Source organism: Pseudomonas sp. 2(2015) (assembly GCF_000955865.1).
Taxonomy (GTDB): domain Bacteria; phylum Pseudomonadota; class Gammaproteobacteria; order Pseudomonadales; family Pseudomonadaceae; genus Aquipseudomonas.
In genome coordinates this window covers 199,050-212,205 of the sequence record NZ_JYOF01000011.1, presented here as the reverse complement: position 1 = coordinate 212,205, position 13,156 = coordinate 199,050, and the positions used below count along the sequence as shown (strand labels likewise).

General features: G+C 64.9%; 11 protein-coding genes. 10 read left to right on the top strand and 1 reads right to left on the bottom strand.

From position 1 onward, the window contains the following. Positions 1-27: 27 nt before the first annotated feature. Positions 28-1,737 (bottom strand): sulfatase-like hydrolase/transferase, encoded by a 1,710-nt coding sequence (locus UB48_RS16025; RefSeq protein ID WP_045198777.1) that lies wholly within the window; start codon positions 1,735-1,737, stop codon positions 28-30. A 405-nt stretch (positions 1,738-2,142) separates the two neighbouring features. Here UB48_RS16025 and UB48_RS16020 point away from each other — a divergent pair, with 405 nt between their 5' ends. The 10 genes from UB48_RS16020 to UB48_RS15975 are packed head-to-tail and all read left to right on the top strand — an operon-like array spanning position 2,143 to position 13,151. Beyond that, positions 2,143-3,495, top strand: a complete 1,353-nt coding sequence (locus tag UB48_RS16020; RefSeq protein ID WP_045198776.1) for a UDP-glucose/GDP-mannose dehydrogenase family protein — start codon at positions 2,143-2,145, stop codon at positions 3,493-3,495. Continuing rightward, on the top strand, positions 3,492-4,562 hold the full coding sequence (locus UB48_RS16015) for an NAD-dependent epimerase (RefSeq protein WP_045198775.1): 1,071 nt from the start codon (positions 3,492-3,494) through the stop codon (positions 4,560-4,562). The genes UB48_RS16020 and UB48_RS16015 overlap by 4 nt, the downstream gene beginning before the upstream one ends. Next, positions 4,559-5,305: a sugar transferase gene (locus tag UB48_RS16010; protein WP_045198774.1), complete on the top strand. Its 747-nt coding sequence runs from the start codon at positions 4,559-4,561 to the stop codon at positions 5,303-5,305. The genes UB48_RS16015 and UB48_RS16010 overlap by 4 nt, the downstream gene beginning before the upstream one ends. Beyond that, positions 5,306-5,953 (top strand): CpsD/CapB family tyrosine-protein kinase, encoded by a 648-nt coding sequence (locus tag UB48_RS16005; RefSeq protein WP_045198772.1) that lies wholly within the window; start codon positions 5,306-5,308, stop codon positions 5,951-5,953. Positions 5,954-5,975: 22 nt separating this feature from the next. Next, on the top strand, positions 5,976-6,998 hold the full coding sequence (locus UB48_RS16000; protein ID WP_045198770.1) for a polysaccharide biosynthesis/export family protein: 1,023 nt from the start codon (positions 5,976-5,978) through the stop codon (positions 6,996-6,998). Positions 6,999-7,018: 20 nt separating this feature from the next. Then, the gene (locus tag UB48_RS15995) at positions 7,019-8,608 is read left to right on the top strand and encodes an LPS biosynthesis protein (RefSeq protein WP_045198768.1); all 1,590 of its coding nucleotides are present in this window, start codon (positions 7,019-7,021) and stop codon (positions 8,606-8,608) included. Next, a complete protein-coding gene (locus tag UB48_RS15990) occupies positions 8,605-9,693 on the top strand; it encodes a glycosyltransferase family 4 protein (RefSeq protein ID WP_045198766.1) in 1,089 nt (362 codons plus the stop codon). The genes UB48_RS15995 and UB48_RS15990 overlap by 4 nt, the downstream gene beginning before the upstream one ends. Further along, positions 9,690-11,060: an O-antigen ligase gene (locus UB48_RS15985; protein ID WP_045198764.1), complete on the top strand. Its 1,371-nt coding sequence runs from the start codon at positions 9,690-9,692 to the stop codon at positions 11,058-11,060. Before UB48_RS15990 ends, UB48_RS15985 begins: the two co-directional genes overlap by 4 nt. Next, positions 11,057-12,022 carry a glycosyltransferase family 2 protein gene (locus tag UB48_RS15980; protein ID WP_045198762.1) on the top strand — a complete coding sequence of 322 codons (966 nt, stop codon included), beginning with the start codon at positions 11,057-11,059 and terminating at the stop codon, positions 12,020-12,022. Before UB48_RS15985 ends, UB48_RS15980 begins: the two co-directional genes overlap by 4 nt. Then, a complete protein-coding gene (locus UB48_RS15975) occupies positions 12,015-13,151 on the top strand; it encodes a glycosyltransferase family 2 protein (protein ID WP_045198760.1) in 1,137 nt (378 codons plus the stop codon). The genes UB48_RS15980 and UB48_RS15975 overlap by 8 nt, the downstream gene beginning before the upstream one ends. The last annotated feature ends 5 nt before the right edge of the window (positions 13,152-13,156 follow it).

The window sequence follows — 13,156 nt, the reverse complement described above, 5'->3', positions numbered from 1 at the left end:
TGCTAGATAAATAGTGCCTTCACCCGCTCAATCCGCCTGGCCCACCGGCATCTGCGCATTCGGCAAGGCCGCCCCCGGGGTCACCACTTCGCTCAGGTCAATATGCTTGAACACCGGCTTCGCCCCCAGCCGCGCATTGAAGCGGGTGTTGAAGCTGAACGGGTCGTCGGTCGGCACTACCAGCGAGCGCCCGTACACCGCGGCGATGCCGGCCGGGTCGTAGCCGAGCAGCTGCAGCAGGGTGGGGAAGATGTTGTAGTGGCTGGAACGGTCCTTGTTGGTTGCCAGTTGCGCCTGCCAGTCGAGGGTCTGCAGGCCCTGGCCCTGGATCACCACCAATGGCACCAGGCCCTCCTCCTCCACCGGGTTGCTGTCGCAGTGGGTGTTGAGCCCCGGGTTGCCGCGCTCGTGCAGGTCCTGGCCGTGGTCGGAGGTGTAGATGAGCACCGCCTGGCTGAGGTCGGCCTTGGCGAACAGGCGGTTGAAGAACTCGCCGACGTTCCACAGCAGGCTGTTCATGTACGAATTGCGGTACAGCACCCAGTCTTCGGGCTGGCCATTGAATCCGTCGCGCCGGCCAGTGTCGGTGATGTCGGTGTACTGCCCGCGCGGCAAGGCCGGGCGGTAGGTCATGAAGTCGTCGGGGTATTTGTCGTGCACGGGGAAATGCACGCCGACCTTGTTGATCACGATCAGTTGCGCCTTGCCGTCGGCCAATAGCTCGGTGAGCTTGGCCACAGCGGCCATGTCGCGATCACGCACCGGGGTGCTGTCGAACTGGATGAACTGGTCGATGTCGCGTTTTTCCGCCGCGTTCATCAGGTTCTGCAGGTTGCCGCCGGTGCGCTGGGCGTCGATGTACACGGTGCCCAGGCCCGCAGCCTTGGCGTACTGCCAGATCGACGGCAAGGTCGAGTTGATGCGCAGGTAGTCGTCGCGGGTGCCGCCATAACGCAGGGTGACGTTGGTGTCGGAGCTGCAGTTGGCGATCGAGGCGGCGTAGCCATAATTGAAAATGCTCACCCCGGGCCGGGCCTGGTTGAGCTGGCTGCGCACGCCATGGGCGGTGTTCAGGTCCAGGTAATTGCCCGAGACGCTTTCGTCGATGATCAGCACGATATCGCGGGCCAGGGCCGGGCCGCTGCGTGCCAGGGTCACCGGCTCACGGGGGCCGACGCTGTCGTGCAGCGACTCGTAGAGCATCAGGTTGGCATAGGCCAGCGGCGTGTACATGATCGGCAGGCCGCGCGCGCCTTCACCGGCGCGCACGAACAGAATCGCCGTGAGCAAGGCAATGCCCAGCAGCGGCGCCGCCCACGGCAGCGCCCCGGGCCCGGGCACAGGGTGGCGTGGCTTGAGCCCCAGGCCCAGCAGCAACAGCAGCGAACTGCCCAGTACCCGGAGGATCACGCTGTGGTACTGCTCGATGGCCTCGCCGATAAAACCACCGGAATACACCATCGAGATAAAACCGCTGTAGGTCAGATAGTCGGCGGTAATGCGCGTGTAGGCATCGAAGAACACCGCGCTGGCGCTGAACACCAGGGCAAAGCCCCAGCGCAGCCAGGCCTGGCGGATGTTGGCGCACAGCAGCAAGGCCAGCACCAGCAGCACCAGGACGCCGAGGTACAACAGCAACGCCGGGCTCAGGCCGATGGCCTGCAAGCGCTCCAGGTAATAGGGGTAATTGCTCAGCAGGTACAGCGCCAGCAGCAGTTCCTTGACGTATTTGAACATCTTCCCCTCGCCCAATTTTGACCTTGCAAGCACCCGGACATTGACACGTTAGCAGTCACCACCCAAAGCGCAAACCGGAACAACGTCAGTTTTTTGACCCAACTTGGCGGCGCCAATTCTGACAGTTCAAAAACGCGAAAGCGTTGCATTCGTGAAACATCCACATCCATAAACGCCTTGTTTATCGCGGGCTTCGACCGTTCATCGTTTTGCGATGCGGCAATTGGCCAGTGCTCACCAATGCTAACCCCCGGATTTAGAACGGCTTGATAGCAAAAAGCCCAAATCACAGCGAGTGTAAATCCGACGAAACATGCCATTTGATTGACACGACTTCCCACGGGTGGGCTATACCGAAATCACACCACTGTTTCATCCTCATTACTCCATACGAGGCACGCCGACATGGACGTGAGCGTATTTGGCACCGGCTATGTCGGTCTTGTGCAAGCTGCGGCCCTCGCAGACGTAGGACACCGGGTTTTGTGCGTCGATGTCGATGCGCACAAGATCAGTCAACTGCGTCAGGGCGTACCGCCGATCAGCGAGCCGGGGCTTTCGGCCATGCTCGAAGAAAACATCAAGGAAGGCCGCCTGCTGTTCAGCACCCAGGCCAGTGATGCGGTCAGTCACGCCGAACTGATCTTCATCGCCGTCGGTACGCCGCCGGATGAAGACGGCTCGGCCGACCTCTCCCATGTCCTGGGGGTGACCCGGCAGATCGCCGGGCTGATGGAAGCCGATCGCACCCTGATCATCAAGTCCACCGTCCCGGTCGGCACCGCTGACAAGGTCGCCGCCCTGGCCGGCGAAGAACTGCAGCGCCTGGGCAAGGGCGCGCTCAAGGTGCGGGTGGTGTCCAACCCCGAATTCCTTAAAGAAGGCAGCGCCCTGGCCGACTGCATGCGTCCGGACCGGATCATCGTTGGCACCGCCGATGACCAGGCCCACGACCAGCTCGCCGAGCTCTACGCGCCCTTCTGCCGCAACCATGAAAAGCTCATGTTCATGGACAACCGCAGCGCCGAGCTGACCAAGTACGCGGCCAACGCCATGCTCGCCACGCGCATCAGTTTCATGAACGAGCTGGCCAACCTCACCGAGCACCTGGGCGCCGACATCGAAGCGGTGCGCAAAGGCATCGGCTCCGATCCGCGCATCGGCTACCACTTCATCTACCCCGGCTGCGGCTTTGGCGGCTCGTGCTTTCCCAAGGACCTGCGCGCCCTGCTGCACACCGCCGAACGCAGCGGCATGCCGCTGCGCCTGCTGCAAAGCGTCAGTGAAGTCAACGACAGCCAGCGTCAGATCCTCTTCGCCAAGCTCAAGCAGCGCTTTCCTGGCAGCCTGGCCGGCAAGTCGATTGCGGTCTGGGGCCTGGCCTTCAAGCCCAACACCGACGACATGCGCGAAGCCCCCAGCCGCTACCTGATGGAAGCGCTGTGGGCCGAAGGCGCTACCGTGTGCGCCTTTGACCCCGAGGCGATGTCCGAATGCCGGCGCATCTACGGCTACCGCAAAGACCTGCAGCTGTGCGCCACCCGCGACGACACCCTGGAAGACGCCGACGCCCTGGTGATCTGCACCGAGTGGAAAAACTTTCGCGTGGTCGACTTCGCCCTGCTGGCGAAAAAGCTGCGCAGCCGCCTGATCATTGACGGGCGCAACCTGTACAACCCCGACCAGGTCGCCACCTACGGCCTGAGCTACAGTGGCATCGGCCTGCGCCAGGTGCAGCCGGAGGTACCGGCGCCATGAAGATCCTGGTCACCGGCGCCGCCGGTTTCATTGGTGCCCATTGCAGCCTGCGGCTGTTGCGCGACGGCCACCAGGTGATCGGCCTGGACAACTTCAACGACTACTACGACCCGGCGCTCAAGCATGCGCGGGTGCGCTGGGTCGAAGCTGAGGCCAGAGCCTTTACCCTCTACCGCCTCGACCTCAACGATGCCGCCGGCATCGCCGAGCTGTTTGCCAGCGAGCAACCCGAGGTAGTGATTCACCTGGCCGCGCAAGCCGGGGTGCGCTACTCGCTGGAAAACCCGCGGGCCTACATCGACAGCAACCTCAGCGGCTTTCTGAACATTCTCGAAGGCTGCCGCCGCCATCCGGTGCAGCACCTGCTGTATGCCTCGTCGAGCTCGGTGTACGGCGCCAACCAGCACACCCCGTACCGGGTCGAGGATGCCGTCGACCACCCGCTGTCGCTGTACGCGGCGACCAAAAAAGCCAACGAGGCCATGGCCCACAGCTACAGCCACCTGTTCGACATCCCCACCAGCGGCCTGCGCTTTTTCACCGTGTACGGCCCCTGGGGCCGCCCGGACATGTCGCCGATCCAGTTCGCCCGGGCGATTGCCGAAGGCCGGCCGATCCAGCTGTTCAACTACGGCCAGCACCAGCGCGACTTCACCTACATCGATGACATCGTCGAAAGCCTGGTACGCCTGATCCCGCTGGCGCCAACCGCCAACCCGGCCTGGGACCGCGAGCATCCGGACCCGGCCAGCAGCCACGCGCCGTGGCGCCTGTTCAACATCGGCGGCCAGCGCCCGGTGGAACTCACCGACTACGTGGCCTTGCTGGAAAAACACTTGCAACGCAGCGCCAGCATCGAGCTGCTGCCCTTGCAACCGGGTGATGTGCTGGCCACCTGTGCCGATGCCAGCGCCCTGGAACAGGTCACCGGCTTCACCCCCCAGGTTTCGCTGGATGAAGGGCTCGGGCGTTTTATTGCCTGGTTTCATCAGTACTACCCGCAACTTGACCGGGACGCGGTGCGGGTCAACGGGCACTTGCCCGCGCAGCAACGGAGAACGGTATGACAGGACAACCTAAAAGTGCGCAACTGCAGGCACTGTATCAAGACAAGCGCATGGACCCCGCGCACCGCCAGCGCATCGACGCGGCGATTCACATGCAAGGTCGTGGCTGGCTGACCGGCCGTGCCGGCGGGCGCCCCTGGACCCTGTCGCGCACCAACCGGGTGGTCGCCTGCTTTGGTGCCTTGTGCATTCTGGCGATCATTTCGCCACTGCTGCTGGGCCTGGCCGTGCTGGTCAAGTTCAGCAGCCCCGGCCCGGTGTTCTTCGTGCAAAAACGCACCGGTTATCGCGGCCGCGCCTTCGGCATGTACAAGTTCCGCACCATGGTCGCCAACGCCGAGGCCTTGAAGGACTCGGTGCGCCACCTCAACAAGCACGGCGCCGATGCCATCGATTTCAAGATCGACAAAGACCCGCGCGTCACCCCGATCGGCCAGTGGCTGCGGCGCAGCAGCCTGGACGAGTTGCCCAACCTGTTCAACGTGGTGCTCGGTGACATGCGCCTGGTCGGCCCGCGCCCCACCTCGTTCAACGCCTATCGCTACAAAGACAACCACCTCGCCCGCCTGAGCATCTACCCCGGCATGACCGGCTTGTGGCAGATCTCCGGACGCAGCGACATAGACTTCGACCAGCGAGTCGAACTGGACCTGAGCTACATCAACGAACAGAGCTTGATGCTGGATCTGAAGATCCTCTTCAAGACTCCCTTCAAAGTCTTCAGCGGCCACGGAGCAAGTTGAATGGACGGTTCTACTTCAAGAAGTCTGACGATCGCCACCCCGAGCGAAACCAACCTGACCTCCACGGTGCTCGATGAAGACCAGCGCATCCTGCTGCTGACCGCTGCCAACACCGGCAGCGGCACCAGTACCAGCGCCCTGGCCTTTGCCAGCCAGTTGGCGTTGATGAGCGGCGGCCCGGTCTTGCTGGTCGACAGCAGCCCCAGCGGCAACAACCTCAGCCAGCAGTTGAGCCTGCACAAGCTGCGCGGCTTCAACGACCTGATGTTCGACCAGGACACCCCGCCGTTGATGCAGGACTGCATCGTGCGCCTGTCCGACCAGCCGTTCGACGTGCTGCCGGCCGGCACCTACAAGCGCGGCAAGGAGCGCCTGAACCCCGACCTGCTGCGGGTGCTGCTCAAGCACATGGGCGAGCACTACCGCTTCGTGGTGATCGACGGCGAGGCGGTGTACGCCAGCGCCGACAGCCTGATCATCGGCACCCTGGTCGATGGCGTGATTCTCGTCGTGTGCGCCGAGGAAACCCGCTGGGAAGTGGCCCAGGCCGCCGCCCAGCGCCTGACCCAGGCCGGTGCCAGGCTGATCGGCAGCGTCTTCAACCGGCGCAAGTACTACATGCCCAAGTGGCTGTACAACAACCTTTAGGCCAGCAGACCAGGAGCCTCACATGAAATACACGACGTTCGCGCTGTGCCTGCTGACCCTGGCCGGCTGCGCCAATCAGGACACCCGGCAGATGCCGGTACAGATCATGACCGCCAATGCCGCCAACGCCCAGGACGCCGAACTGCCGCGCAGCGAACAGGTGCTGCGCCCGCAGGACGTGCTCGATGTGATCTTCCACATCAGCACCAGCGGCTCGGCGTCGTACCGTATCCAGTCCGGCGACACCGTCGGCCTGGCCTTCCCGGCAGCCAGCTCGCTCAACGGCAACCAGCTGGTGCTGCCCGACGGCACCATCGAACTGCCGCGGGCCAACACCTCGGTCAACGTTGCCGGGCAAACCCCGGACCAAGCCCGGCGCACCATCCAGCAGGCCTACCGCAACAAGCGTCTGTTCCAGCCCGGGCGCGACAACGTCACCGTGCAGGTGATCAGCCCGCTGACCAACGAGCAGAACCTCAAGAGCGCGCTCAACCACCCGGCCACCGGCATGAGCCGCGAGATCACCGTCGGCAGCGACGGCCAGGCGAGCTTCCCGGAAATCGGTTCGGTGCCGCTGCAGGGCATGACCGTCACCCAGCTGCAGACCTACCTGAACAAGCGCTACGCCGACCTGCCGGGGCGCATGACCGTAGACGTGATGCTCAAGTCCACCGCCGTCAACGAGATCTACGTACTGGGTGAAGTCGGCCAGCCCGGCGCCTACCCGATCCGCCGCCCGGTGTCGGTGCTTGAAGCCCTGACCCTGGCCCGTGGCCCGAACGTCAAGGCGCGGCTCGACTCGGTGGTGATCATGCGCCGCAACGGCAACCAGGTGCAGGCCGTGCCCTACAACGTCGACAAGGCCCTGGATGCCAGCGCCGCGCAAGTGGCCTACCTGCAGCCGGACGACATGCTCTACGTGCCCAAGACCAAGCTCGCCAGCGCCGGCGACCTGGCCCGGCAACTGGCTGACGTGGTGCTGTTCCAGGGGGTCGGCTTCAGCTTCGGTTATCGCGTTGACAACAAAGACAGCGACAACAACTAATTCCAGGCGGGTATCCGAGCATGAATACAAAAGAAAACTACCTGCATGAATTCTTCAGGATCTTCTTTGCCAACCGCCAGTTGGTCAAACGGGTGTTCCTGGTCTTCGCAGTGATCGCCTTGCTGTTGCCGCTGGTGCTCAAGCAGAGCTTCGACATTACCGCCGAAGTGATCGTGCAGTCGAAAAAACTGTCCCAGAGCGACACCAACACCACCCTCGCCCAGGAGACCGACAAGTTCATCCCGCCGTCGCTGGCCGACATGGAGACCGAGAGCAATATCCTGCGTTCGCCGACCCTGATCCGCGAAACCATCAGCCAGCTGCGCGCCGAGGGCAAGTACGAGATCCCGCCCAGCTTCATGCAGCGGGTGGTGTTCGGGCCGATCCGCAGCGGCATCATCAACCCGCTGCGCGAGTACGTGGTCAACCCGGTGCGCTCGCTGTTCGGCCTCGAGGTCGACCCGGTGCGCGACACCCAGCTCGACACCCTCACCGACGACGCCATCAAGGACCTCAAGGTCGAAACCCTGCCCGGCTCCAACGTGGTCTCGGTGACGTATAGCTTTCCCGACCCGAAACTGGGCACGCTGTTCGTCAGCCGCCTGCTCGACAACTACCTGCGCAACCGCCAGAACCTGCAGTCCAACGAGCTGCCCGAGCAGTTCTACGAGCAGAAGAAACTGCAGTACCAGGTGCGCATGGATGACCTCGAAGGCAAGCGCCTGGGCATGCTCGAAAGCATCGGCTCCTCGGACCCCAAAGAAGAGATCACCTTCCGCCTCAACGCCATCAACACCGAAGAACAGGCACTGAACCAGTACCGCGACCGCCTGCTGCAAAGCCAGCAGTGGCTGGACTACCTGAAAACCAGCCTGGCCGCGGCCAGCAACGCCAACATGCGCGATTTCGCCTTCCCCTACACCTTCACCACCACGGTCGACAACGTGGCCTTTGAAGACCGCGAAATCAAACAGCTCGGTGAACAGCTGACCACCCTGGTGCTGACCTACGTCAGCGACCTGGCGGTGTTCCAGCCCGGCAGCGAGCAGATGCTGCTGCAACGCGAACAGATCGCCAAGACCCGCCAGCAGTTCTTGAAGATCGTCGCCAACCGCATCAAGGAGCGCGAGAAGGACCTGGCCGTGGTCCAGGACGTGATCGCCCAGAAGACCGCGCGCATCGCCGACTTCAAAGGCCGCGTGCACCAGTTGCAAGAAACCCAGAGCAAGGCGCGCCAGCTCGACACCGAGATCGACGCCCTGCACAAGGCCTACTTCACCTACACCCAGCGCTACGAAGAATCGCGCGGCGCCGACCTGCTCAACGGCCTGTCCAACGCGCGCATCCTCAGCGCCCCGTACGAGCCTGCGGAGCCGGCGTTTCCCAAGCCGCTGCTGATCGTGCCGTTCGGCATGCTCACCGGCCTGCTGCTGGCGATTGCCCTGGTGTACGTCAAAGAGTTCTTTGACCGGCGCTTCAAACACCCGGCGCAAATCAGCCATCAACTGGACCTGCCGGTACTGCTGGTGATCAACGACCAGACCCCGGAAACCCCCAACCCCTACAAGGGCTGGTCGCTGCCGCGGCTGGTGCACTGGGTGCGCAATTGAACGCAGCCCTGAACCCGCCACGGCCGATCCTGCACCTGCTCAGCAGTGGCGGCTTCTACGGCGCCGAGCGGATGCTGCTGGACCACTGCCAGGCCACCCCGGGGCAGCACCAGGTGCTGTTTCTCGGGGCCCCGGAGCAACTGGTGGCGCGTTTTCGCGCCGCCGGCGTGGCCTGCCAGACCTGCGACGGGGTCGGCGAGCTGCTGGCTGAACTGCGTCGGCGCCACGACCAGCAGCCGCTGATCAACAGCCACAACTTCAAGGGCCTGCTGTTCGGCTGGCTGGGCGCGCAGTTGTGGCGCCTGCCGATGGTCGCCACCCAGCACGGCTTTACCCCCAGCAGCCGCAAGCAGCGCCTGTACACCTGGATCAGCCTGCAGCTGTGCCGCACCGCCACCATCGAGCGGGTGGTCTGCGTGGCCGAGAGCATCAAGCGCATCCATCGCCAGGCCGGGGTCGCCGAGCACAAGCTGCAGGTGATCCCCAACGGCTTGCCCGAGGCCGACGCCCTGCCCGCACGCCACCCTGGCGCTGGCCGCTGGCTGGCCGGCTATGTTGGCCGCTTGAGCTGCGAGAAAGGCCCGGACCTGTTCCTCGATACGCTGATCCCGCTGTGCCAGCGCCACCCGCAGCTCGACGCAGTGATGCTCGGCGACGGCCCCGAGCGCGACGCCCTGCAAGCACGCATCGACGCCGCCGGTTTAAGCCAGCGCATCCGCCTGCCCGGCTTTCAGGCCGACATGCGCCAGTGGATGGCGCGCCTGGATGCCCTGGTGATCAGCTCGCGCACCGAAGGCACGCCGATGATCCTGCTCGAAGCCATGCAGGATGGCGTGCCGGTGGTGGCCTTTGCGGTCGGCGGTATCCCCGATGTGATCGAACACGGGCGCAGCGGCCTGCTGGCCCGGCCCCTGGCGGTGCAAGAGCTGGCCGCCCAGCTTGAGGCGCTGATGCTCGACCCGGCTCAGGCCGGCGAGCTGATCGCCCAGGCGCGGCGCACCCAACGCGAACGTTATCACCTGCCGACGCTGGCGCAACGCTGGGCCCGGGTTTACCTGGGCGCGGCCACGGAGACCTGCGCATGATCATTCCCCTGTCCCTGATCGGCCTGCTGGCCATCGCCTGCGTGGCATTGCTGGCCAGCCCCTACCCGTTTCTCGCCCCCGGCGCGGTAATCGGCCTGGCCGGCCTGCTGGCGCTGTACAAACGCCCGGCCTGGGGACTGCTGGCAATTATCACCCTGGTGCCGCTGGAAGGCCTGTTCAAGGACAGCGAGCTGACCGCCTCGAAAATGATCGGCGCGGCCCTGGCCCTGGTGCTGGTGCTGCAACTGGCGGTCAAGCAACTGCCCGCCGAGCGTCTGCGCAGCAGCATGTGGCGGCTGCTGCTGGGGTTTATGGCGCTGTACCTGCTGAGTTTCTGGGCCAGCGACAGCAGCGAGATGTCCCTGGGGCACTTTCGCGAGCTTGCCGTGGGCCTGCTGTTGTTCGGCATCACCTTGCTGGTTGGCCGTGACCTCGACCTGCCGATGATGTACCGGCTGGTGACCCTCAGCGTCAGCCTGACCTGCATCATGGCCATGGCCTCGGCCAAGTACCAGGACGAAGGCCGCGCCGCCGGCCTGCTGGAAGACCCCAACGTGTTCGCCATGCTCATCGCCATCGCCGTGCCCATGGCCTTGTGGCTGGTGTTCAACAGCCCGCGGCGGCTGCACAAGCTGTTCTGGATCGCCTGCTGCATCCTGCTGCTGGCGGGCATGACCAAGACCAACTCGCGCTCGGGCCTGGTGGTGCTGTTGATCAGCCTGGGCATCGTGCTGGTGCACTACCGCACCCAGGTCGCCCACCTGCGCCCGCGGCACCTGGGCTTTGCCATGCTTGGCCTGGCCATTCTGCTGCCGACCCTGGTGGCGCTGATGCCGGCCAGCTACGTGGCGCGCATCCAGTCGCTGGCGCTGCTCAAGTCCGGGGTCAATGCCTTCCAGGACGATTCCCTGGGCCGGCGCTCGTCGTACATCGTGGTCGGCAGCAAGATGATCCGCGAACACCCGGTGCTCGGCACCGGCCCCGGCACCTTCCCCCTGCACTACGCCACCACCGGCTACGCCAAGGCGTTTTCGGCCAACCGCAAGGTCGGCGACCTGTACCGCCGCGCGCACAACACCTACCTGGAGATCTTCAGCGAGGTCGGCATACCGGCCGGCATCCTCTTTGTCAGCATGGTCTTGCTGGCCCTGTACAACGTCTGGTACGCCCGGCGCCAGTGGCTGCGCCAGGGTGAGCAGGGCCAGGCCGACCTGCTCACCCACCTGTGCATGAGCATGCTCGCCATCAGCCTGTTCCTGATGTTCCTCAGCGCGCCCAACCACAAGTACCTGTGGATCATGCTGGCGCTGTCCAGCGTGCTGCGGCTCAAGGCCGAACAGGCGCAACCGGCGCAGGTGAAGGCATGAAGGTCAGTGTCGTGGTGCCGATGTTCAACGAAGCCCGGCACATCGCCCGGACCCTGCAGTCGGCGTTGAGCGCCGCCGCCGATGCCGGCCTTGACTGCGAGCTGGTGGTGGTGGACAACGGCTCCAGCGACGACGGCCCGCAAATCGCCCGCAGCCTCGGCGCCCAGGTGCTGAGCCTGCCCGGGCTGACCATTGGCGCCCTGCGCAACCGTGGCGTACAGGCCAGCAGCGGTGAGTGGCTGGCGTTTCTCGATGCCGACATCGAAGTGCCCGAGCACTGGCTGAGCCTGCTGCTCAAGCTGCATGGCGAAGGCCGTGGCGACGTCTTCGCCCTGGACTGCGACACCCCGCGCCAGGCGCCCTGGTTCGCCCGCGCCTGGCAACGCCGGACCCTGCGTGCAGGCTTGCCGGCACTGCACCCGATGCAGTGGCTGCCGACCCCCAACCTGCTGATGCAGCGCCACTGGTTCGATCAGGTGGGCGGCTTCAACGAAACCCTGCGCACCGGCGAAGACAAGGACTTTACCTGGCACCTGAACAAGGCCGGCGCGCGGCTTTTGGCCCTGCGCGAGCCGGTGGTGCTGCACTGGGGTTTTGAGGGCAGCTGGCGCGAATGGCTGGGCAAGGAGCTGTGGCGCCAGGGCAGCAACCTGCAACTGCTGCGCAGCAACGGCCCGAGCCTGCGCCTGCTGCGCTTTCCGCTGCTGTCGCTGGGCGCCTGGCTGCTCGACTTCATGGCTTTGTCGGCGCTGCTCGACGGTTACCCGCACCTGGCGCTGTTGCTGCTGCTGGTCACCAGCTTGCCCGCGCTGGCCCTGAGCCTGCGCCAGAGCCTGAAACACCGCGACCTGTTGTTCGCCCTGCAGCTTTGGGGCCTGCACTGGATTCGCCTGCACCTGGCCGGCGCGGCCTTCGTGCTCAGCCTGTTCAACTGGAACGCAAGGAGGCCCGCCCGTGGCTGAGTTCATCTTTTGGTTGTGCCTGTTGCTACCGTTCTATGCCTGGCTGGGCTACCCGCTGCTGCTGACTGTGGCGGCGCCGCTGTTCCCCCGTCACCGCCCCGCGCCGCTGGCGCCGCAGCGGGTCAGCGTGGTGGTGGCCGCGCACAACGAAGCGCGCAATATCGACAACAAGCTGCGCAACCTGCTGGCCCAGGATTACCAGGCCCAGAGCCTGCAGATCGTCGTCGCCAGCGATGGCTCCACGGACCGCACCGTGGCCCTGGCGCGCAGCTTTGACGACCCGCGCATCCAGGTCCTGGACCTGCCGCGCATGGGCAAGAACAGCGTGCTCAACGTCGCCGTCACCCAGTGTACGGGCGACATCGTGGTGTTCACCGACGCCGATGTGCACTGGATCGACGGCACCCTCGCCGCCTTGCTGGCACCCTTTGCCGACCCTGAAGTGGGCGGCACGGTGGGCAAGATGATCATCCCCGAGGCTGGCAAGGGCCTGAGCCTGGGCGAAAGCCTGTACCGCCACTACGAAGCCTGGCTGCGCCGGGTGGAGAGCCGCACCGGTTGCACGGTGTCGGCCGATGGCGCCCTGCAGGCACTGCGCCGCGAGCTGTACCAGCCGATTCCGGCGCGGGTCAACGACGACTTCTACATCAACACCTGCGCACCGGTGGCCGGCAAACGCGTGGTCTACGTTGACGAAGCCCAGGTGCTCGACCAGGGCGTGGACGAGGCCGACCGCCAGTTCAGCCGCCGCCAGCGCGTCACCGTCGGCGGCCTGATCAGCCTGGCTGCCCGCCGCGAACTGCTCAACCCGCTGCGCCACGGCCTGTACGCCATTGCCCTGATCAGCCACAAGCTGATCCGCCGCCTGGCGCCGGTGCTGCTGTTGCCCCTGCTGCTGGCCAACCTGTGGTTGCTCGATGGCCACGGCTTTTACCAACTGACCCTGGCCGCGCAACTGCTCGGCTATGCCATCGCCATCGCCGGCCTGCTGGACGTGCGCCAGCGCCTGCCCAAACCGTTTCGCCTGGCGGCCTTCGTGCTGGTGACCCTGGCCGGCATGAGCGTCGGCCTGTGGCAGTTTTTACGCGGGCACAGCTACAACCAATGGAACCCCGACCAGACTCGATGAGCACC

What these genes read in the sequence shown, in the direction of transcription:
- UB48_RS16025 (WP_045198777.1), bottom strand. Translation starts at nt 1,737, where the DNA reads ATGTTCAAATACGTCAAGGAACTGCTGCTGGCGCTGTACCTGCTGAGC.
- UB48_RS16020 (WP_045198776.1), top strand. Translation starts at nt 2,143, where the DNA reads ATGGACGTGAGCGTATTTGGCACCGGCTATGTCGGTCTTGTGCAAGCT.
- UB48_RS16015 (WP_045198775.1), top strand. Translation starts at nt 3,492, where the DNA reads ATGAAGATCCTGGTCACCGGCGCCGCCGGTTTCATTGGTGCCCATTGC.
- UB48_RS16010 (WP_045198774.1), top strand. Translation starts at nt 4,559, where the DNA reads ATGACAGGACAACCTAAAAGTGCGCAACTGCAGGCACTGTATCAAGAC.
- UB48_RS16005 (WP_045198772.1), top strand. Translation starts at nt 5,306, where the DNA reads ATGGACGGTTCTACTTCAAGAAGTCTGACGATCGCCACCCCGAGCGAA.
- UB48_RS16000 (WP_045198770.1), top strand. Translation starts at nt 5,976, where the DNA reads ATGAAATACACGACGTTCGCGCTGTGCCTGCTGACCCTGGCCGGCTGC.
- UB48_RS15995 (WP_045198768.1), top strand. Translation starts at nt 7,019, where the DNA reads ATGAATACAAAAGAAAACTACCTGCATGAATTCTTCAGGATCTTCTTT.
- UB48_RS15985 (WP_045198764.1), top strand. Translation starts at nt 9,690, where the DNA reads ATGATCATTCCCCTGTCCCTGATCGGCCTGCTGGCCATCGCCTGCGTG.
- UB48_RS15980 (WP_045198762.1), top strand. Translation starts at nt 11,057, where the DNA reads ATGAAGGTCAGTGTCGTGGTGCCGATGTTCAACGAAGCCCGGCACATC.